Consider the following 21,728-nt stretch of genomic DNA (forward strand, 5'->3'; position numbering starts at 1 on the left):
GCTTCCAAGCCACTCGGTAATTTTTGACCGCATTGGCCTTCATGTCAGCATCAAAATCAGGATGATTCAGCCAACCGTGAATGTTACTGATGCCACTGGCTGGATGCTTTAGGCGTTCTTGTAGTGTGGCAATCCGCTGCGCAATGAGACTGATAGGACACTTCACCTGACGCAAAGCAAACAACTCGCGATTCATCGCCACCATCTCGTTGTAGATGAATCTACTAGCATCACTATTACGTTTGATAAGGCGTTTTTGTTCAGTAGATGGATACACGCGGACACGTACCCCAAAGTGATATGGGAGTTCCGCCATGGATAACGCGTTGGGCTTAGGCATAATCTCACCTCCGATGGGTGCTTCAATTATACCAAACGTACGTTCTAATATCAAGACACAGTCTTTTCCTTTCACTGCTTGGCAGTGACTTGCCTTCCTCTCCTGATTGAAATCAGGAAAGGAAGGCATCGGTCATCTTGAACCATATCACCCATCGTGCCACAATGAAGGCAGTGACTAACGTGCAAAGTGGGTGAACTGAATGAAATCAAATTATGAAAAGTTGCTGGCGGGCGAATTATTTGATGCCCATGATCCAGAACTCAAACGCTTCAAAGCAACCGCCAGTCAGTTTTTGGAGCAGTACAACAACCTGACCTATGATCAGGCGGCCAAGCGCCAGGCATTATTGAAGCAGTACTTAGGTAGTGTTGGCGACTATGTCTCAGTTGGGACGCCTTTTCTGTGTGACTATGCCCGCAACATTCACCTCGGCAATAAGATCTCGGTGAACATGGGCTGTTCCTTCATGGACTCCGCCAGTATCACGATCGATGACGAAACGATGATTGCCCCTAACGTCCAGATCTACACCGGCACACACCCTGTCGAATTGGCTGAGCGGTTAAATCCAGAATGGGATGCCGACCATCGTCAACATTTTGTCCAAACCCGCGCCTTGCCGGTTCACATTAAACACGGCTGCTGGCTGGGCGGCGGCGTGATTGTCTTACCGGGCGTCACGATCGGGAGCGGTTGTGTGATTGGGGCCGGTAGCGTCGTCACCAAAGACATCCCCGACCACAGCGTTGCGGTCGGCAATCCCTGCCACGTCATCAGAAAGTTAGGTGAAGCCCATGTATCGTATGATCAGCTTTGATTTAGACGGCACCTTAGCAGACACGTTCCCAGTGATTCTGACGGCATTTCGCCGTACGGTTCAGCATTTTACCGGGCGGGTGATTTCCGATCAAGAGATTTTTGATACTTTTGGAAAAAACGAACAAGGGATGCTCCAAGACTTGTTGCCAGAAGTACCGCTGGCCAGTGCCTCAGACGTTTTCTATGGTGCATACGCGCAAGCACATCAAGCACTGCGGCACCCTTTTCCAGGAATCTCGAACCTGCTGGAATCCTTGTTGCGTCATGGCATTCGGCTATCACTACTCACCGGCAAAGGCCAGCGTTCGTGTACTCTCTCACTGGAAATGCTGGGACTGACCGGCTATTTTGACCCGATCCTGGTTGGTTCGCCAGCGCGCGACGTGAAAGTGGAAAACCTCAAACACCTCCTGACAATGCAACACCTGGCGCCAGGCGAACTGGCTTATGTCGGCGATGCTGCAAGTGACCTGCGCGCAGCGACGGAAGCCGGCGTGCACTGTTTTTCAGCGGCGTGGTCGCCCAGCGTTGATCTGAAGCCGCTGTTGGCGGCGCAAGCAGACATTTACCACTCGGTCGCAGACTTGCAGGCGGCCATACTGACGCAATGACGACAAAAATCCCGGCCAACAACAAATGTTGGCCGGGATTTTTTGCGATTATTGGCGTTCAAACACCTGGATAAGCCCGTTGTTGCTAGTGCGCACCACCACGTGCTCGCGGCTGTTATCAACACCGGTTGGTTGCGTGTTGCCTTCAACGACCGAAGCCACAGACTGCCCTTTGGGGAAAAAGGCAATAGACCACGCGATTGCACCAACATCAGCGTCTGCCCATAATGCGCCTCCGCGTTGGCTGAACGTCGCCTGGCCAGTCTGGTCCTGTGAGCTGATGACGCCATCTTGGTTCATAGACATCTCACTGGTCCGAATCGAGTTGGTAGTGATCGTCAGCTGCCCCGGGGTGTCGACACTCCCCCAGCGGACCCCGTTGCCGTCATAACTGTTGTAGGCCTCCGCAACATCGCGCCAGTTACCGATCAAACTGTTATAATCACCGGCTTTGATTGCATTGAAATCCATCGTTGCTGATTTTGCCGGTGCTGAGCTAGAAACTGAACTGGAAGTGGCGGTCGTGCGTTTGACCGTAGATGTACTTGTTGCTGTCTGCGATGACTGCACGGATGCTTGCGTAGCAGATTCGCTGTCTGATGACTGCGAAGACGACTTGCTGTGCGACGCCTTATCAACCGGCAACAACGGCTTCGTTTTGTGCGATGAATGCGACGACGTTGTCGAACTGGCCTTGGTGCTCGGCCCAGATACCTGACCACAGCCTGCCGCGCCTCCAAGCGCAAGCAGACAGACGCCGATAGTTAACCCCAATTTAATTTTTCTCATGGTTCCCCTCCCGTCGTCTCATTTTACCGCGGGTAACAGGGCTTGGCCAGTGACGAATATAAACGCTATCTCGAAAAAATTATCGTTCTAATCGCGCCATGCCGGGTTCCCAATCCGTACCCTGACAAAATCTACTTTCTCGGTTTTTTCGGCCGCCGATACGCCGGATGCTGACGCACCTGCATCGACCAATACTCACGCAAATATTTGGCCGGAAAGGGCATGACGGTATACTGCGCATTGCGCACAAATTCAACGCTCATCAACGTTTCAAGAATCGGGAACATCGTCATCACAGTTTCATCATCCCCTTGCAGCGGATATAGCCGCCGAAGCAAGGCTCCACGGTGAATCGTTTGGCGCAGCGACGTATTGGTACCGACAAAATACTGCCATGCTTGATCGATTCGAACAAGCCCCATGCCTTTCATCCCCGCCATCGGTGAATTCGGCATCTTGCGCTGCAACGTATTTTTGAAGGTAAAGTTGGCATGCGCTTCAAGCACGGCGTTCAACTGCTTCATCCCGGCCTGTTTTGGCGAAAAGCCAGCATTTCGAAGCAACGCATCCAGCTGCTTGAGAGGAAAAACAAGCGGTAACTGCGGTAACAACGCTTGGACTTGGTTCAGCGCCGTTACCCCTTCGCCACTGACATACGGTCGGGCTTGATCCAGTCCAGCCAGGATCTCTTCGCTGGAATATTCATGATCGAGATTGCTTTGTGCCAACTGTTTGAGGATCCGCTCGCCATCTGGCATCGTCGAACGCGCCAGGGACTGGATGACCAGCTGTTGACCATCGGCTTCCACGATGCAATCGATCGTATCCCATTGATAAGCTTTTTTGACACCGTACAAGACGTTCACCAATAAGCCATGACACAATTGCGTCGCGTGGTCATTCGCCTCGAGATGATCTAAGTTAACCCACTGTTTATCGAAGGTGATGCCGCCATTCTCACTGATATGCATCCCCACCACCATGACCTCTGGTTGCGGCGACTCATGCATAAATTCAACGCGATAAAACGCAAACTTCTGAGCTTCGGCCACCAACTTGGGATCGACTGAAGCCAACTGTGACAGCATCATATCTTGGCGGATCAATAACTCTTGCGCCAATTTGATCAGAGCCGGATCTGCCCCGGCGTCTTTGGCCGAGTCATCGCCAGTGGGCTGCCAAGTCAATTCCTTTTTTTCTTCATCGTAGCCGCCAAAATTTTCTACGGTCACATGTTGAATAACGGTATCAGCATCGCCGACTTGATACTGATCTTCAGCAGGCTTTTCGCGCAGATCGCGCACCACTTGAATATTCCAGCCAGCTTCAGCTTGCGCACCCAGCTGAACTTTCAGCCCTGCTTTGCGGACCAACGGACTGTGTTGCAGCGCCGTATCGACTTGTTTTGCCAGTTCTGCCGACAGCTCATCGCCAACTTGGGCGTAAATCGTTAACGGCAGTGGCGTTAGTTTTTGCCAAACCAGTCGGGTCGACTCGAGCTTGGGATTATCAAACATCGTCACTTCGCTTTGATGAAAACGTACCGGTTGGTTCAAATAGCCCCTTTCGTTTGCATTCAAGTTAGCCAGCAGTTGCGTTGCCACGCCGACTTTGCTGAGCCGAAACTTGGCCAGATTTTGAATGGCCAAAAAATGAACTTGATTGCGATGCTTGGTGCCATTGCCTTCCACAAAAACGGGATGCTGGGACGAAGCAGTCGCCCGTTGCAAACAACCACGCTCAACATTCAACACGTATGCTGGCTTGCCTTTTTTTGGCGCAGGTTGCTCGGTAAAAGTCCGCACCCGCATCTCCAAATCACCTTGCCAGCCGATCGTCACTTCTAGCCCGTAGCACTGCCGAAACCCCTCTTTTTTCTGCCATACCCACTTCGACCGGACGATCAGCAACTTCGGGGTCAAACTGGGTTCAGCCAGTGCCGGCGTGCCGTCTGCCTGCAAATTCAGCAACAACTGCAAGATATGATTGGCGTAGACTTTGTCATCCTCCATCTCATTGAGCCAGACCTGCTTCAACTGCAGGCCATCATTATCGGCCAGATCTGGCAGGTCTTTGACCATCACCAGCATCCCTTTGGTTACCAGGGCACAGGCGACGGCCTGCCAGCGGCTTAACAACCGATAAAACTTGGGATAAGTTTCTTTATCCAAGGGACGCACCAGCACAAAGCGGTAATCGTGTTGCAAGGCGGCTAAATCAAGCTCATAATCCAATTTTGTGGTCAGGATCTGTTGTTTCTCCAATGAAAAACGCTCCAATCTGCATTTTGTCTGCGGGCGATAAGACGTTCTGGCCGCGATCGTCGATCAATCCTGGTACTTCAAGAATGCGGCCGTCTGCGGATAATTGCAGGCTATCCGGGCTTGTTGCAACAATATTGATCACCAGCACGCGCCAGGAATGCCCTGTGTCGGCTTCCAAGACGTCCAACTTGTCCAAGACGTGTCGTCGAGCCTCGTCACCTGAAATATTGCGAAAGCCGCGCCAATTTTTGAAATCCACGGCAACGAAGCGGTCAGTTTTGAAATCAAACAGTTCATTATGACTGAGTTTCTCAAAGCCCTGTAATTTTACCGACCACTCGTGCTCAACAATGTATTGGCCGGCGAACTCACCTAATGCGCCTAGATACAAATTGATGAACTGCACGGGATTGATGATATATTCGGCGGGTTGCCATTGGCTGGGATAACCGGCGCGACGCATCGCCTCAGCAAAACCTGGGTAGCCGCACATGGCGGGCAGCCCTGCCGCCTCAGCCGAAATCACCATGTTGCCGTCTTTAAACTCAAAATGACCATCATCTTGCTGGTGTCGCTTGACCAGATATTGCACCGCGTCTTTTGGCGCTTCGATATACTGCAGCCCTTGGCCTTGAAAGTCCCCATCGTTGCTGACTTGCGCCAACTGTTCGGAAGAAATCAGCGGATTGGCGAGGATAAAGTCACGCAAATGGCGATAATACGCCGCCACCGCTTCGTTGGTTTGCAGGCCAGACACCATCACCTTCAGATCACGGTGGGTGTACCACGTCCGATTTTCCTTGCGCGCCATATCTGTTTCGTCGAGGTTACGGGGTTGTTCACGCGCAAACGCGAGCAGACTTTGATATTCTGGCGAAATTGTGGCCGGGTCGACCCCGATATGGCTGATTTTGGTCAGGACATTACTGGTTGCCAATAGACGCAACCGGGGCATTTTGTTGAACGACCGATTCATTCTGCCAAGGGCCTGGATGATCATCCGTGAGTAGCTGACGACCAGGCTAGTCGCAGATTGTGGTTGCTTGCGCGGCCGTGATTGTTGCAACGCCTGAAAATTGGCGTTGAGGGTCGTCATGCTGATTTCATTGGCATCGAAGAGATATTCCAACTCAGTGATCATCCGCAAACCGGCTTTGGTCATCGTAAATTGCTTTTCATTGCTTAAAATATGCGTCACGTCGCCTAAATAGATCCCGGCCAAATCAACAGTTTTCCGGCGCGGATCCTCGGCATCGGCGGCTTGTGGCGCCACGCTGACCGCAAATTCTTTTTCAAGACTGTCCAACTTGTGCTGGAGATTTTGTCCGACCGCGATGGTGCCGTATGCACTCAGCAAATACAACCGCCTTTGTTTTTCTGCCGGCAATTGTAAGGCGTCTTCCAGCACGGCTGCCACTTGGCCATCCACAACCGCGGCAATGATGCTCAATTTTGGGTGCTGTTCTTCATCTGGGGCCAAAATGTGAGCCAGTTGCGAAAAAACGTCCTCAACATACGGCGTCGACATTTCCGGCTTGTTGGCATCTGGCTTTAAGGCCTGCAGCCCCAAGAAACTCGTCATTTGCGGATCCGACAAAAACAAAATGAAGCTATCAAATAAGGCGAGGTACCGACGTTTGATATACGCCGGCGTGGTATCAGGATTCGCCGATGCCGCCAGGTTGATCTGGGTTTCCAGCCCCGCATCCAATTCTCGGGCTTTTTGCGGCGTCACTTGTTGCGGGGCACGTTGGTCAAGCAATGCCGCAAACGAGTCGGCGGTTGCACAAACTTGTGGTTGAATCGTCACCCCAGCATCTGAATAACGCTTTCTCAAGTCCAGGTCGGCAACCGTCTGCGCACTGAAAAACTTGGCCCCATCTACCATGCGGTCGCCTAGCTTTTCTTTCAGATATGCCAGATCATAGTTATCCAAGACGCTCGGCAACATGGCTGTTGCAGACAGCCCCAACACATTGGCCTTATTCAACACCGCCAACAAATAGCGCTCAGACGTCATGGAGAAAAATGCCGCATTGATTGTCGTGCGGAAATCATGCGTATCGGCATCGACAAAGTTGAAGAAACTCAAGCCCTGCTCTTGGAACCGATGATAACTGTTGGGTTGTTGTTGGGTCAGCGGCAACTTTTTCATCTGCCGATCCAGCCCCAGCGCCAGCAACACGTTGATTTGGTCAGCCGCCAAGCCCAGCGCGTCGTATATGGCATAGCACGCATCACGGATGGTCAACCCGGATTCTTGATCTGCGAGTGCGCTGTTGTGAAAATTCTGGTACTCGTATCCGCGCGTGACGACGAATCGCGAAACATGACGCAAAAATCGCGAGACTTGCCCCAACATACTTTGAAAATGCTGATCATCTGCGACATCGGTTCCGATCAAAACCTGGTTGCGCTGCTCGTCCAGATGCGCGTGCCAAGCCTGGCCACGGCTCATGAGCGTCCGTTGCGCAGTATGAAGCACAAAACCCGGATCGCGAGAAACATTGAGATTTTTATACAAGTGATCCAAAGCAAAGCGCTTGCGCAACGTTTCGGCACGCGCCAGAATGGCGTTGAATTGATTCTGATTGGCAAACGAATCGTTCAACCAAGCTGGGGCCGACGCATTGATCCGCTTGAGTCCTTGATACACGGCTTCAAACAAACTGACCAAATCAACGCGCACCTTCAGCGTATCTTCAATGACTTTATCCCACAATTGGCCCTTCGTACTGTCAAATTCATCCAGCACGACCGTTGCATTGGTCAGCACCGCCGAATGTAAAAACGGGATCGAATATTCCTTGAAAAACGGCGTGTACGAACTGATGAATTTGGCCGTCGTCATGATCAGCAACTGCCGCCGAGCCAAATCGATCGTCGGATAATACTGATTCAGCCACCGACAGACGTCTGTATCGTGCGTTGCCACATAATTGCGGATCTTGGCTTGTCCCGCCGCAGCCAGTGGCTCAGCAACATCAGCCAATTGCATCAAGGTCACCGTCAGTTGCGTGCGCACGGCAAAATCGGCGTGGCTCAATTCAGTCCAAGCGTTCTCAACCCCAACTTCATGCTTCTGCGCCTGTTCGTAGTATGCCAACTGTTGCTGAAGCATCTCAAGGGCTTGCTCAAGTTTAGGGGTAAGCAACCGGTTGGGAATGTGATGTGCTTTCCATTCGTCTAAGACCAACTTGGCTGTATCGGGTAGCGATCGAATCACCGCCGCATGTTGATAAAAGTCACCCGGATGCACGGCGCGCCACGCCTTGCGGAATTCGTCGTCATTCAAATTCTTGCGTTGATCGGTCACAAAAAAGGCGCGGAATTCATCATGCTCGGCGGCATATCGGCAGATCGCCCATACGATGGCATGCGTCTTCCCAGTTCCTGTCGGTGCCGTCACCAACATCAATTGATGTTCACTGCGAGAAGACAAGTCCTTTAACATCTTCATAAAATCTTCTTCATGCATCGTCTCAACTCCTCGATTCATTGCAACGCACTGTTCAGGCATTGCGCAACCGCAGCCCGTTATAGCCATTGTTATATAAAAGCTTATTTAACTCAGTATACGCTGAAAATGGTTCAAAAGAATGTTGCAGGATCGATTACAACTAAAAATAATCTATTAATTATTTAATTCATATCCTGATAATACTTGAATAGCATTTCTCGAGGCTTTGATGCAAGCACCAAAAAAGGCCGCCGCTTCTGTCTAGCAGAAAAGCGGCGACCTCATGTCGCTATCGTTTGCGATGCCAAGCTACCGCCTGCACAACGCGCACGAACGCATCCTTAGGCAACTGCCCTCGCCCGCCGAACTCGCTGGCTTCATAAGCCGCGGTCACTTCAGCGAAACTCCCAGGCAACCCGAGTTTGGCATCGACCTCTCGCGCGTAAGCACTCAGCGGCTGGCTAGACTGGCGTTTCACCACCCCGCGCAGCGACCACAACAACAGTCGATAGCGTTTAGGGAAATTGGTCGCGTTCAACCCGATCAGTGTCAGCAAGGCCACCAGCCGGCGGCGTGTAATCGTCAACGCCACCACAAGCACCAAGCCAACAACGACGAGCACCCAGCGGTAATCACCAGAAACATGTTGCGGCTTGGTCGTCGTCTTTGTTACGGCTGACTTGCTGGAAGCAGACGAGCTACTCGACGAACTCGACGACTGGCTGGCCGCACTGGACTGACTACTGCTGGCCACTGGCGTGTTGGTCGAAGTCGAAGCGGCAAAACCAGGCGTGGGTTCGAAGTCGACCCAGCCGTACTGCGGGCCGAAGTAGACCTCAGGCCAAGAATGCGCGTTGGCATTGGTGATTGTGTATTGATCCGTGCCGGTTTTGGTTCCTTGGTTGAAGCCCTTGGCCCAGCGTGCCGGGACGCCGATGCTGCGCAACATCATCACCATCGCGCTGGAGAAATTGTCGCAATACCCGATGTGGCTGGTGAACAAGAAATAGTCCACGTAGTCGCGGCCGCGCGGCAGCTTCGGGGTGTCGGTTTTGGAATACGTCAGCGTCGGGGTCTGGCTGAGATACTGCTCGATGGCCTTGGCGCGGTCGTAATCGGTGGTCGCCCCACGGGTCACACGCTGCGCCAACTGGCGAACGCGCACCGGCAGGGTTTTGGGCACCTGCGTCCAAGCTGGATCGGTCGCGACGCCAGTGACGCTACGCAAGGCCGTGGCGCTGGGCTTTTTGGCGCGCACCTGGAGCTCGAGTTGCTTGAGCGGCACCTCCGGATACAAGCGCGCGGTGTTACCGTCATAATACATGTGCCGGGCCTGTGGTGTCGTCGCGGTGACGGTGATGGCGCCGTTGGGCAGACCCAAGACGCGCGTGGTCGTCGCGGCGGTAATCGTCATCTTGGTCGTGGGCTGATAAGCGGCGTCGCTGGCGTCTTTGAGTTCACGGTCGGTGACGGTCCCGCCAAAATCCTCCCGCGTCGGCTGGCTGGTCGTCCACCCTCGGCCAGTATAGTCTGTTTTGGCCTCCACCCGCAGGTACTGCGGCGTCGGGGAGGTCACGGTGTAAACGGCGGTGTTGTCATCGAACACCGGCCCGCCGAGATTCTCGTCGTTTTCGGAAAAACCGGTCCGTGACGGCCCCGCCTTAATCTGGCTGATGCGGTCATACACCCCGTGCGTATTCAGCCAGGTGCGGATGCCGACTGTGGCTTGGGCCAGCGGCGGCGTCAGTTGCGTAAGCCCGACAAAAGCCAGGCCGACCACCGCGGCAATCACGACGATCCGCAACCCCACCGCCTGCCAGGAACCGAAGGCAAAAATAGCCGCCAGCACCAGCAGTTGTACGACCGGGATCAACAGCTCATTGCCGTTGACGACATGCACCAACAGCACATACGCCACCACGACGACCCAAGCCCAGATCGGCTGATGCCAATAGACCCCGATCATCGCCAGCAACCCGATCAGCATCAATAACAGCGCCGAGGTCAAGATCAGCGGCACATCCACCCCGTGGGTCTGCCCGAACTGTGGCAGCGCCTTGAGCAACGATTGCCAGGCATTGCCCCGGTTTTTAGCGGCAATCACCAGCGGCCAGATCACCGCCAGCCCGACCACATCGATGGCAAACCACAGCCCTCGCCAGCGTGGCAAAAGCCGCCCGAGCAACGCCGTCCCTACGGCTACAACCACGGCCAAGGCGACGAACCAAACATTGGGCATCGGGTTGACCTGCAGGTAGGCTTGGCATAACACCATCAACAGCCATGCCGTTAACAGCGCGTGCCATTCATGCGTTTTTGCTTGCATCTGCTGTCCTCCGAATCTGTGTCTGCTTGGCTCCCGAGACGACGGTGACGGCCGTGGTCCCGATGGCAACGACCAGCCCGGCGCGGCGGCCTAGCGCCTGCACGGCCGCCTGTTGCACGCTGGCGTCACACAAGATCATCAACGGCTGCTTGCTTGCCAAAATACCCACGGCACCCCAGTCGATTCGATCGGCCGGCTGGGCTTGGGCATACCACCGCAAGTCCGGGTCGCGCCGCAAGCCGCCGGCAGCCAGACCGGAAAGCGTCTGCCACATCTCGGTTTGATCCAGCGTATGCGCGACGCCCAGCAGCGTCTCGAGCTGACTGCCGCTTGCGACCACCAACGCCTGCCAGGGTTGCAGCGCGACGCTGGATGTCTGGCGGGTAATCGGCTCGCCGGTGCGGGCCGTGGCCTTCCAGTCGATCGCCTGCATCGGATCGCCAGCGACATACGGCCGCAACCCGACTAGGTCGAACCCTGGAATCCCTGCGGTTGCGCGCGTCAGCTGCGGTTGCAGTTTGCGATGCAGCTGCGCAGCCAGTCTGGCTTCCAGGCGCGGCCCAACGACCAGCGGCTCTGTGAGCGCCAGCCGGTGAGCTTTTTGCCACCAGCCGAACAAGTCGCGGGCCACCACGCGTAGCGGCAGCGTCCGGTAAACGCCACGCGCCAAGACCACGCTCACCGGCTGGCGCAGGCGGCCGATCACGGGCTCTGCGACCACTTCCGGCGTGGCCCCTTGCACCGTCAGCCGCCCGAACAGCGCTCGGCCGGATACGGTCAAGCGGCTGGGTTCGCCGGCGACGGCATGATCTGGCACGGCGCGCAACCAGCGTAGCGGCCAAGCGATGGAAAGCAAGCTCAGCACCAACAACACCGCGGCCACGACGCTGATCAGCCAGGTGGTATCAGTGTTAAACACGATCCCGACGCTCAAACCCAGCACAAAGACGACGGCGACCAGTAAGTTGTGCCCCCATCTTCTCATCTTAAGCGCCTCGAAGCGGCACCGGTGTCGCCTTGATAATCGCCGCCAGCACCTGTTGCGGCAAAAGGCTGGCTCCCGGCTGGCCGATCAGGCGGTGGGTCCACACATGGGGCACCAAGAACTGGATGTCTTCAGGGGTCACGTAATCACGCCCGGCAACCAGCGCCCAGGCCTTGGCCGCCGCCACCAACGCCAACGTCCCACGCGGCGACACGCCCAGCGCCAGATCAGCTTGGGTGCGGGTGGCCGCCGCCAGTGCCAGCACGTAATCCAGCAGGCTGTCGGCGATCTTGGTCGTCGCCGCAACTTTTTTCAATTCTTGCAGCTGGGCGGTAGAGATCAGAGCCTCTGGCAGCGCCGGCGTCTCTTGGCCCGCCAGCAGCATCTGCTTTTCTGAAGCCGCGTCGGGATAGCCGATCGTCAGCCGCATCAAGAAGCGATCCAGCTGGGCTTCCGGCAGTGGGAAGGTGCCTTCGTATTCCGTCGGGTTTTGCGTTGCCAACACAAAAAAATCATCCGGCAGCGCATACGTCTGCCCATCGATTGTCACCCGCCGCTCCGCCATCGCCTGCAACAGCGCGGCTTGCGCCCGCGGGGTCGCGCGGTTGAGCTCATCTGCCAGCAAGAATGTGGTGAAGATCGGACCTTGCTGGAAGCGGAACCGGCCGGAATGTTGGTCATACACCGTCACCCCCAGGATGTCGCTGGGCAACAAGTCTGGGGTGAACTGAATGCGGTTGAAATCTGCGGCAAACGTCGCCGCCATCGTTTTGATCAAGGTCGTCTTGCCGACGCCGGGGATGTCTTCAAATAAGACGTGTCCCTGCGCCAACAGCGCGGTGATGGTCAGCTGGATGACCTGGGTTTTGCCGACGATGACCTGGCCGATATGGTCGACAGTTTGGGCGATGACTTGACTGGCAGCTTGTGCGTCCATGCGTTTTTCTCCTTCGGGGGATTTAGGGTAGCTTCTATTATAGTCACAAAGATTCGGCGGATACAAAATAAAAGAGATTAAGAATCTCTTAGGCAATCGGCATTGGCCGAATACCCAAAATCAAAACACGCCGAAATTGTGCTTGCCTTGAAGTAACTTCAAGGTTGTATGATTACAAGGAAAGGAGCGTTGGATATGAAAATCAATGAAGTGGCGGCTTACTTTCACCTGCCGCCGGAGACCCTAAGATACTGGGAAAAGGAAGGCATCATCACCAAGGTCAAGCGGAACGACTCTGGTTATCGCGAGTACGATCGATCTGACATCGATTGGATCAGATACGTCAAGTGTATCCGCGAAATTGGCATTCCCATTGCCCAAATCAAACAATACACACAACTAGCTCATGCCGGTCGGAACATCAAGCTACGCAAAGAAATCTTGATCAAACAGCGCGATCAATTGCGCGCCCAGCTTGAAGAAATTCAAAGCGCGGTCGACCTCGTGACAGACAAGATCGATCATTACGAAACCTACACAAGATAGCGAAAGGAGTGCCACATGAGGAAATTTGTTTTTGACTTACACAACAACGTTGAGCGCCAAGAAACCAGCGTCGTCAACCGCTTCGGCATCAAACTCGCGGCAGATGTTTACACGCCCAAAAACATTGGCAACAAAAAGGTCCCAGGCATCGTGATCGGTGGCCCGTATGGCGCCGTGAAAGAACAAGCTTCTGGCAACTATGCCAACGAAATGGCCAGCCGCGGCTTCGTCGCTGTCGCCTTTGACGGATCCTTCACCGGCGAAAGCGCAGGCGCTGTCCGCAACGTCTCGTCACCTGACATCAACACCGAAGACTTCATGGCAGCTGTCGATCTCATCGGCACGCAACCAAACGTTGATCGGGAAAGAATTGGAATTTTAGGCATCTGCGGCTGGGGTAGCTTCGCCTTGAATGCAGTATCAATCGATAAACGGGTGAAGGCTGTCGCCACGGTTTCAATGTTTGACGTTTCGATGCTAGCCGCCAGCGACAGCGAAGCAAGATCCACTCAGCTCGACCAACTCGCCGCTCAGCGCTGGGCGGATGTCGACGCTGGCTCCCCTGGTCTTGGCCCCGACCGCTTTCCAGACGGTTTTCCAGAGCACGAATCCGCCCAAGGCCAAGATGTTTACGATTACTACCGGACCCCCAGAGGCTTTCACGAAAACTCGATCCTTTCTAACGGTCAGTGGAGCGCCACGGTAGCCTATCCCTACATGACCAACACTCTGATGCAACATATCGACGAAATTTCCCCGCGCCCGATCCTGTTGGTCGCAGGCGACAAAGCCGACACCAAACCATTCAGCGAACAAGCCTACGCAAAGGCCCAAGAACCGAAAGAACTCTACATCGTGCCCAATGCGGGCCATGTCACTCTTTACGATCGCATGAGTGAAACGACACTGGAAAAACTGCGGCACTTCTTCACGAGTAATTTACATTGACGTCTCCGGCCAGTATGTCGTCTCCTAAAAAATGATTCTTAACCTCTTGTTGAAGCAGACCAAAATAAAAAGCCCCCTATCGTGGAGACTTTCTAAAAGGATAAAAATATTCTTCAACACCAGTTGACCCAGAGCCAGAAGAAAGCTAGAGAGACGTCTGTTGTCGCAGTGGATAATAACGCAGTCATGGCAGATCCTCTCGAAATTGAAAGCTGTAACACCAGCCACTGATCCGGATTCATTCAATTGCTCAAATATGCTAGTAATTCGTAATCAAGACCTCGCGGCTCCCGGCGTGCGTCGTGTTGTGCGACGCGTTGCTGTAGTCGGCGCTGAGCTCGTGGATGTGGTATTGCTCACACCACGCGATCAGGCTGTCGTTCACGCGTCCCTTGTGCTCGGTGACGTTGGACAGCGCGAACTTGATGTGACGCGCGTTCAGCTCGTCGAGAAACGCATAGAGTTCTTGTTCCTGCTTGGCCGTCCAGTTCACGAAGCCGCGGTTGCCGTCATTGTACGACCCGGTGGTGATCAGATACGGCGGGTCCGCGTACACGAAGTCGCCTGGCGTCAGCTGATCCAGATCAAAATCTGTGAAGTAATCGTCGGTAAACACGGCATCGATGCTGTTCAGCCGCGTGACGAAGCGCCGCAGATTGGCCGCCATGCGCTCAGAAAAGTGGCTGCGGTTGCGGCCAAACGGGTTGTTGTACTGCCTCTCGTTGTTGAAGCGAAACTGGTAGTTGAAGCTGTAGGCCACCAGCGTGTACAAGTCGATCGGTTTGGGATCAGCATTGTAGTCCACGCGGAATTGCAAGAAGCCTTCTTGATTGGTCTTGCTCAGGTGGTACTGGGCGATCTTAGCCTCGATCTCAGCGATCAAGGCTTCCGGATCCTTGCCCTGAAAATACCGGAACAGCTCGTTGATCTTGACGTTGTTGTCGTTGAAGATCACCTGCTTGGCGTCGACGTTGATGCCGACGTTGCCGCCGCCGGAGAACAAGTCGACGAAGGTATTGATATGTGGCGGGAACAGCGGCAAGAGTTGCGGGAGCAACTTATACTTGCCACCTACATAATTCAGCGGACTCTTGATGAACCCGCCGGCTTGCTTGGGCGCGCTGGCCTTGATCACCGGACGAGGCTTGCTGGCAGGCACCACGGCTTTTTTGCTTTGAAAATAAAACAAGAGCTCGGCCACGCTGGTGTCTTCGTTGACGATCTTGGACTTGTACTTGCGATACGGGATCCGCACGACTTCCAGCGTCCCGGGCACCGCGTTGACTTCTAAGATCTCGCGCAGCTCGGCTTCCGGCAAAATGCCGTCGGTGGAATAGCTCACGACCACGTGTCTGAACTTGAGGTCCGCAAACAAGGTTTCCATGGCGGCACGCGCCTTGGTCTTCATCGCAAACAGCGACTTCTCATCGGTGTTATCGCGCTGGCCGGTGACACCGTGTAGCGGCTGCTTGTCCCAAGCGGCGATCGACTCCAGCACGTGGTAGTTCGGCGCGTATTGCCGCGAGTTGTAAGGCGTGTCGATGTAGACGATGTCGCCTTCCAACTCGTGGATCAGCTTGAGCGCGTCGACATTGAACGCGCGGTTGGCCTGGCCGTTGTCGCTGATGGCGCTGGGGATCAGCTCGATGGGCTTGTAGGCGCGCTTGTCCCAGTGTTTGAGGTAGGCGCCGTATGTGCCGGTGATGTTGGAAACGTAAGGGATGCCTTGAATCAACGCATCCAATAAGTAGAAATACTCGTCTTCAGTGATTGCATCGGCCTGCTTCCAGGCCTCGATCGTCTCGCGGATAAAATCGATCCGCCGCGCATTCTCCGGCGTGAAGTACATCCGCTTAGCCTCTCCCAGCGGCGAATAGTTGGACGCCACGTAACCCACCGGCTGCGCTTCGATAGGCGTCGCCTGCAGATAGCGCAAGGGGTCGGGGATCCCTTGGCGCCGCAACCCGGCAAAAGCCGGCGTCTGGTTGAGTTGGATCGACGCGCGGGCGATCACATACGAGAAGTACATGATGTCATTGCTGATGACCTGATATTGTTGTTTGAAATACTGCCCCACCGCATTGGAGCCACCAAAAAGGTCGACGAAGCTGCGTTCGCTGCCGTCGACGTGTTTGGCCAGTAACGCCGCGATCTGCGGCAATAAGTTGGTTTTGCTACCGATGAACCTCATGATTTACACATCCTATGACATCCTTGTTGGGTCAGTATAGCATAAACAAATGCGGCTCGTCTATGTGGTCACAAGTCACCAAAGTGGATCTCTTGGTTGGTCATGAACGTCGGCAACGTGTCGACATCCAGCTGGCCTTTTAATACCTGGTCAGCTCCGATCAGCAATTGCTTGACGGCCAGTGCCCCACCGCGGGCGTGCGAACGCTTGGCGGTGTAATCAAGCTGCTTGGCAAACTCACCGTTGAAGTGGCTGCTGACCCAGAGAAAGTAATACCGGTCCGCCGGAATCTCAGGCGCAAAACTCTCCCACCAGCGGTTGGGATTGATACCTGCGTCGCGATGATGGTTTTCAGTGACGTAACGCACCATTTCGTCAGCTTGATTCACGTTGCGCGAATAGCCTTGGCTGTATGCCTTGGTGTCGACTATCAGCCCGAACTTATCTGTAAACACAATCGCATCGGGCTTGCGCGCGTGACCGAGATGGATGGCGTTAAGCCCGTATACTTGGGCAAAGAGCTCTGTCGTCAACATTTCGAAGTCTTGATTTTTGTTCGAATCGTAAGCGATGTCCAGTAATGCAATGAAGTGGGGATCCAGTGTCGTCTCTGTAAGAAATTGGGCTTTCAGCTGTTCGCGTTCAGACAACTGATGGATGATGGTTTGATGTGAAGCTGGGATATCAAAAGGATGGAGTACATCCTGCAATTTCAGCCGCTTATCACGAACATCGATGGTAATGCCAATGCGGTTTAGGCCATCGATATCATTACGGATCACCGCTTCTGGATCTTGGATTCCTTTGGCGGCTAGCTCCTTGAGCAATTGTACAAACGATTTAGTTGGCGTCTGCATCAACGCCTGCAAAATCAGCGCCCGACGCGTGCGAACATAGCCGCGATCGGTGCCGCCGGTCGCGAAGAATTCCCACATGACAAACTTGCTGAGGCGCTTGTTTTTGGCGCTGCCGTTTGCTTGGCGCAAGCGGTGCAAACCGGGCCCAGTAATCGCATAAGTCTGAAAGCCAGCAATCTTTTTGTTGAGTCGTTGACTAACAATTTTTTGACGCTCTGTCTTGACGAAACCGACCTTTTTCAGCCAACCCGCGATCATTCTGGCATATTTGTCACTGGTACCTTCAATGTTGTTTCTGACTTGGCTGACTTCTGTCTGCTCCGCATTGGTAAGTAAGTCCACCATCAAGTCGTTGGCATACGACGTGAAGCCAGATTCGCCTGAAAAACCCAACAAGCGGCCAATCTGAAACTTAGTCAGCTTCACCCCATCCGGGCTCAGAATCGTTAAGATCCGCGTCGCTGGGGGATATGCTAACAGGCCGCGTTGCATCACCGCCGTCAGTTGCTCCGGTGTAGCCGCTTGTGACAGTTGTTTTCCGAATGCCGTCAACGAATACCGATCGCTATCGCGGTCGACAGCAACAAAGTTGAACGACACCGCCCAGCGCAAATAGCCATCTGCCGTCCAGTTGTCGGTCCAATATTTACCGGTTGTCTTGGCGGATTGCGACGGGATGGTGACTTGAATCAACGCATCCGCAACCGCCAGGGAACGCTTTTCTGGTGTCTGGCCGTTAATCGTTTTGCTTGATCCGACAAGCTCAGGATAGCTGAAACTGTCAACGTTTTGGCTCAGTTGCGCTAACAAGTGCTCGCGCACATCCGCAAACGGAATGTACTGCGTCACCTTGTCAGGTAATTCGTTTTGATAATAGCTGGACTCGGCATCAAAAATTTGTACGACACGTTGCAAAGATTGAAAATCACTAGGATTTTGGACCCAGCCAAAAGCTCTATCTGCCATTGGTTTTCAGCTCCTTAAAGTGGACTGACCCTGCTTGCACCCGCAACCCAAGTGCCTGCCAAAAACGTCTCACACTGTCACACCTGATTCAAAACATTGTTTTTCCTGGTAATCTGCTGGTTAACGATTGCCCGTTCTTGGTCACTCAGCGCCGGATCTTTTGCAAGGGCATCTAGATCAATATAATCGGGAAAGCCTTTTGCAGCGACAAAATCTTCCAAAAACCGCTCAACAAGCTGTGAGCGGGTCATCCCTGCCTTCTGTAGGATCGGATCAACCTGCTTCATCAGTTCCGTATCAACATCGACTTGCCACAGAACCAGGCCTTGCTTGGCCAACTTTTTCTTCCGATTCTTACGCGACATTGTTTTCTCCTTTCACACTTCCGCATCTGTCAGTGCCCGATACAAACTCAAGTCCACCTGGTGCTCTAAGTTCAGCGTGAATTCGACCAGCTTGGTCGCCTTACCGTCAGCGTTTTGGGCGACGGTGTTCTCGGCCGCCACCACCCGTGCAGATCCGAGATAATAAAAGTCGTTGCCTTCACGCTTGTCGTTATCGGACTTCTTCACGAACAGCTGGATCATCCCGTAACCGTCGTGGGCGATGACCTGCTTCTCAGTGTTGCTGGTCGTCTGACGGCCGCTCTTAGAGAACCAGCGCAGCGTCGAGCGGTCGATGAATTCATCTTCGTAGGCCATCTTGTTTTGGAACTGGTCGGTTTTCTCCAAGGCGATAAACACCGGCAGGAAGCGCGCATCCGGGCGCATGATGTAGCCACCAACGTTTTGCCCGTTCTGCTCGCCGTGCCAGTTCAGCAACTTCAACGCGTCGGTGCGGTAGTACTTCTCCCCGATCGTGAAGCGATCGCCGTGGACCATGCCGTTGTGTCGCAACTCAAACAAGTTGGCGTCGAGGGCATCGGCCACATACGCCTTGAACGCCGGCACCTGCAAGGCCGCGGCAAACTCTGAGCCCAGATGCCAGCCGGCAGCGTCTCTCACCACCAGCGACAGGTCGCCATATTTGGCGCGGTTGGTCTTCATGAAATAGCTTAGGTCCAGAATCGCCGCGACGTTGACCAGCGATTCCTCGTCACAGAAAACGTTCTGGGTTTTCATCGCCGCTTGGACCTTCTGGTCATCGAGCAGCACGCCGGCCAGCAATTGCTTGAGAATCCAGGCCTCCAGCGGGCGCTTGGCCACCGCGACTTCTTTGGACAAGAACAACAAGAATCTGTAATCGCGCTCGGACAAAGTTTGCGGCACAGTCTCCTCGAATTTGCGCTGCATGTCGTACAGTGTCTTGAATTTAGCCACGATGTCCGGCACGGCGACGCTGCTGAGTTTGGCAAAGTCCAGCAACATTGGCGCGCGCAAGCCGATCTTGTCTTTGACGTTAGTGTAAGCGGCCTTGAAGCGTTTCATTTCGTCAAGCCGCGCCTTGGACACCGCGGCCAGCACCCGCTTGCGGGCGATTTCTTCGAAGTGGATCGTCGAGACGCCAGAGATGCTCGGGCTGATGATCTGCTTGCGGATTTTCTCCTTGTTACTGGTGTGCGAGCGGTCGAACGCCATCGGGATCATATAGTTCTCGTCGTAGTTGCCGATGAAATCCAGGATCGTCACCGACTCCTTGTCAGGCAGTTTCCGCAGGCCGCGGCCGAGCTGCTGGAGAAAGATAATGCTGGATTTGGTCGGCCGCATCATCACGATCTGATTGAGAATCGGGATATCGACCCCTTCGTTGAAAATGTCCACGGTGATGATATACTGCAGCTCGCCTGCCGTCAGCTTAGCCACCGCGTCTTCACGAGCCGCCACCGAATCGACCGCCGAGACGAATACGGCGTGCACCCCACGCGCGTTGAACTTATCCGCCAGCTCGCGGCCTTCTTCAACCCGGCTGACAAAAATCAGCCCGTGCAAGCCCCCGGCCCGCGGACCATAATACATCGTCTTCGCCAAAATATAGTTCACCCGCTCGTCGGAAACCAGATACCGCAGGCTGGTTTGGTCGTCAATCACGTGCCCGTCAACTTCGTAATCGGTCACGCCAATGTAGTGAAACGGCGCCAACAGGTCGTTGTCCAGCGCGTCTAATAGCGAAATCTCATAAGCGAGATGGTAACCAAAATATTCATAGACGTTGGTTCCGTCGGTGCGCTCCGGTGTAGCGGTCATCCCCAGCATGAACTGCGGCTGATAGAATTTCATCAGCCGCTGATACATCGACTCTTTGTCACCGGCAACACGCTGGCTGACGCGATGGGCTTCATCGATGATGATGTAATCGAAGGCGTCTGCCCCGAGTTGTTCACAGATCTCGAGCTTAGACACCATGTTGACGGTGGCAAACAAGTAGCGCGCAGACAGATCCTTTTGACTCCCGCTCAAAATCCCATAGTCGCTTCGCGGGCCTCCCAGCACCTCGCGGAAGCTGGTCAGCGCCTTGCGCAGAATCTGTTCGCGGTGCACGACAAACAACACACGCTTAGCGTGGAACTGCTGCACGTCAAAAGCCGCCAGATAGGTTTTCCCAGTCCCGGTCGCCGCCACCACCAAGCCACGCTTGGCGTGTTCGACCTCGCGCAACCGCCGCAAAGACGCCAACGCGTCTTGTTGCATGGCGTTAGGCGTGATCTGCTTGGATTTGGCCGGCTTGGCAACCACACGCGGAGTTGGTGCCTGCCAGTTTTGGCGGTAGCCGACGACCCAGGAATCTGTCAGCGGCGTGGCTTCTTGCCACAAGTCGTCGAGGCCGTCTTTGACATCACACACAACATCCCCGCGCTCGGTGGACGTCACGCGCAGGTTCCACTCGAAGTTCTTCTTCAAGGCGTTCTGCGTCAGGTTCGCGCTGCCGATCACGATACTTTCATAATCGCCGTGGTCGAAGTAATACGCCTTGGTGTGGAAGCCGTCGCGCTCCAGCACCCGCACGTCAAGATTAGGAATCTGGAGAAGATCCGCGAAAACGTCGGGGTTGTTGAAGCTGAGATAAGTCGACGTGATCAGCTGGCCGGTGACGCCATGCCTGGCGATGTCGGCCAGCGTGCTCTTAAGATCCAGCAAACCGCCCAGTGTCACAAACGCCACGGCAATCACAAAATAGGTCGTCCCGCGCAGTTCCTCTTCCAGCGTGTCTAACACCGTGCCACCGTGGTTGGTCACTAACGCCGGTTGATAGCGATCCAGCGCCGGGGTGCTGTTATCGATGAACCCAAAATGTAGTCCCTTATCGATTTCCTGATCAGTGCTCATTGGCAAACCCCGTCTTCACTAGCGCCTTCATCACCGCGACATCACTTGGCGCCCAATCGAGTGCCAAGGCTTCTTCCGGCGTCACCCATCGCAGCTCGTCATGGGCGATCGTCTTGGTGATCTCGCTATCTAAGCGCACATAATAACAATGCAAGACAACCTCGCCAAACGTCAGCTCCGCCACGCCGTCGAGCGCAAATTTCTCAAACACCGTCGTCTGGGCGCCAAATTCCTCCCGCAGCTCCCGCGCCATCGCGGCTTCTGGCGTCTCGCCAGGATCGATCTTGCCGCCAGGAAACTCCCAATAACCGCCCAGCACCCGATTGGCGGCACGCTGAGCGGCAAGAAGCTTATGATTGCGAATGATGATGGCGCCGACGACTTGGATTTTGGTCACGATGGAGACCCTCCTGAAGGATGATT

General features: G+C 54.5%; 16 protein-coding genes. 4 read left to right on the plus strand and 12 right to left on the minus strand.

The genetic code is table 11. The features are described 5' to 3' along the window. A partial coding sequence (locus ACYVRB_RS01175; protein ID WP_461213036.1) for a helix-turn-helix domain-containing protein occupies positions 1-340 on the minus strand: 340 nt, incomplete at its 3' end. 202 nt (positions 341-542) lie between these two features. Between ACYVRB_RS01175 and ACYVRB_RS01180 the strand changes: the two genes are divergently transcribed. After that, positions 543-1,160, plus strand: coding sequence for a sugar O-acetyltransferase (locus ACYVRB_RS01180; protein WP_461213038.1), 618 nt, complete (start codon positions 543-545; stop codon positions 1,158-1,160). Beyond that, complete coding sequence (locus tag ACYVRB_RS01185; RefSeq protein ID WP_461213039.1) at positions 1,138-1,773, plus strand: HAD family hydrolase; 636 nt, start codon at positions 1,138-1,140, stop codon at positions 1,771-1,773. Before ACYVRB_RS01180 ends, ACYVRB_RS01185 begins: the two co-directional genes overlap by 23 nt. Positions 1,774-1,821: 48 nt before the next feature. Here ACYVRB_RS01185 and ACYVRB_RS01190 read toward each other — a convergent pair whose 3' ends face one another. The 6 genes from ACYVRB_RS01190 to ACYVRB_RS01215 form a co-directional block, all read right to left on the minus strand. Continuing rightward, complete coding sequence (locus tag ACYVRB_RS01190) at positions 1,822-2,562, minus strand: hypothetical protein (RefSeq protein ID WP_461213041.1); 741 nt, start codon at positions 2,560-2,562, stop codon at positions 1,822-1,824. 131 nt (positions 2,563-2,693) lie between these two features. Beyond that, a complete protein-coding gene (locus ACYVRB_RS01195; RefSeq protein WP_461213043.1) occupies positions 2,694-4,826 on the minus strand; it encodes a hypothetical protein in 2,133 nt (710 codons plus the stop codon). Then, the gene (locus ACYVRB_RS01200) at positions 4,786-8,304 is read right to left on the minus strand and encodes a hypothetical protein (RefSeq protein ID WP_461213045.1); all 3,519 of its coding nucleotides are present in this window, start codon (positions 8,302-8,304) and stop codon (positions 4,786-4,788) included. The genes ACYVRB_RS01195 and ACYVRB_RS01200 overlap by 41 nt, the downstream gene beginning before the upstream one ends. A 271-nt stretch (positions 8,305-8,575) precedes the next feature. Then, the gene (locus ACYVRB_RS01205; protein WP_461213047.1) at positions 8,576-10,612 is read right to left on the minus strand and encodes a transglutaminase domain-containing protein; all 2,037 of its coding nucleotides are present in this window, start codon (positions 10,610-10,612) and stop codon (positions 8,576-8,578) included. Beyond that, a complete protein-coding gene (locus tag ACYVRB_RS01210; RefSeq protein WP_461213048.1) occupies positions 10,593-11,597 on the minus strand; it encodes a DUF58 domain-containing protein in 1,005 nt (334 codons plus the stop codon). The genes ACYVRB_RS01205 and ACYVRB_RS01210 overlap by 20 nt, the downstream gene beginning before the upstream one ends. A gap of 1 nt (position 11,598) precedes the next feature. Further along, positions 11,599-12,534, minus strand: a complete 936-nt coding sequence (locus ACYVRB_RS01215; protein WP_461213050.1) for an AAA family ATPase — start codon at positions 12,532-12,534, stop codon at positions 11,599-11,601. 195 nt (positions 12,535-12,729) lie between these two features. Here ACYVRB_RS01215 and ACYVRB_RS01220 point away from each other — a divergent pair, with 195 nt between their 5' ends. After that, on the plus strand, positions 12,730-13,080 hold the full coding sequence (locus tag ACYVRB_RS01220; protein WP_461213051.1) for a MerR family transcriptional regulator: 351 nt from the start codon (positions 12,730-12,732) through the stop codon (positions 13,078-13,080). Positions 13,081-13,095: 15 nt separating this feature from the next. After that, positions 13,096-14,028 carry an alpha/beta hydrolase gene (locus ACYVRB_RS01225; RefSeq protein WP_461213052.1) on the plus strand — a complete coding sequence of 311 codons (933 nt, stop codon included), beginning with the start codon at positions 13,096-13,098 and terminating at the stop codon, positions 14,026-14,028. 259 nt (positions 14,029-14,287) lie between these two features. Here ACYVRB_RS01225 and ACYVRB_RS01230 read toward each other — a convergent pair whose 3' ends face one another. The 5 genes from ACYVRB_RS01230 to ACYVRB_RS01250 all read right to left on the minus strand — a co-directional run bounded on the left by ACYVRB_RS01230 (position 14,288) and on the right by ACYVRB_RS01250 (position 21,702). Then, positions 14,288-16,219 (minus strand): Dam family site-specific DNA-(adenine-N6)-methyltransferase, encoded by a 1,932-nt coding sequence (locus ACYVRB_RS01230; protein ID WP_461213053.1) that lies wholly within the window; start codon positions 16,217-16,219, stop codon positions 14,288-14,290. A 68-nt stretch (positions 16,220-16,287) separates the two neighbouring features. After that, positions 16,288-18,042: a restriction endonuclease FokI C-terminal domain-containing protein gene (locus ACYVRB_RS01235; RefSeq protein ID WP_461213054.1), complete on the minus strand. Its 1,755-nt coding sequence runs from the start codon at positions 18,040-18,042 to the stop codon at positions 16,288-16,290. A gap of 77 nt (positions 18,043-18,119) precedes the next feature. Beyond that, positions 18,120-18,407: a hypothetical protein gene (locus tag ACYVRB_RS01240; RefSeq protein WP_461213055.1), complete on the minus strand. Its 288-nt coding sequence runs from the start codon at positions 18,405-18,407 to the stop codon at positions 18,120-18,122. Between the two features lie 12 nt (positions 18,408-18,419). Further along, positions 18,420-21,305 (minus strand): DUF3427 domain-containing protein, encoded by a 2,886-nt coding sequence (locus tag ACYVRB_RS01245; protein WP_461213056.1) that lies wholly within the window; start codon positions 21,303-21,305, stop codon positions 18,420-18,422. Next, the gene (locus tag ACYVRB_RS01250) at positions 21,295-21,702 is read right to left on the minus strand and encodes a (deoxy)nucleoside triphosphate pyrophosphohydrolase (RefSeq protein ID WP_461213057.1); all 408 of its coding nucleotides are present in this window, start codon (positions 21,700-21,702) and stop codon (positions 21,295-21,297) included. Before ACYVRB_RS01250 ends, ACYVRB_RS01245 begins: the two co-directional genes overlap by 11 nt. Between the last annotated feature and the right edge of the window lie 26 nt (positions 21,703-21,728).

The organism is Lacticaseibacillus boliensis, assembly GCF_054784775.1.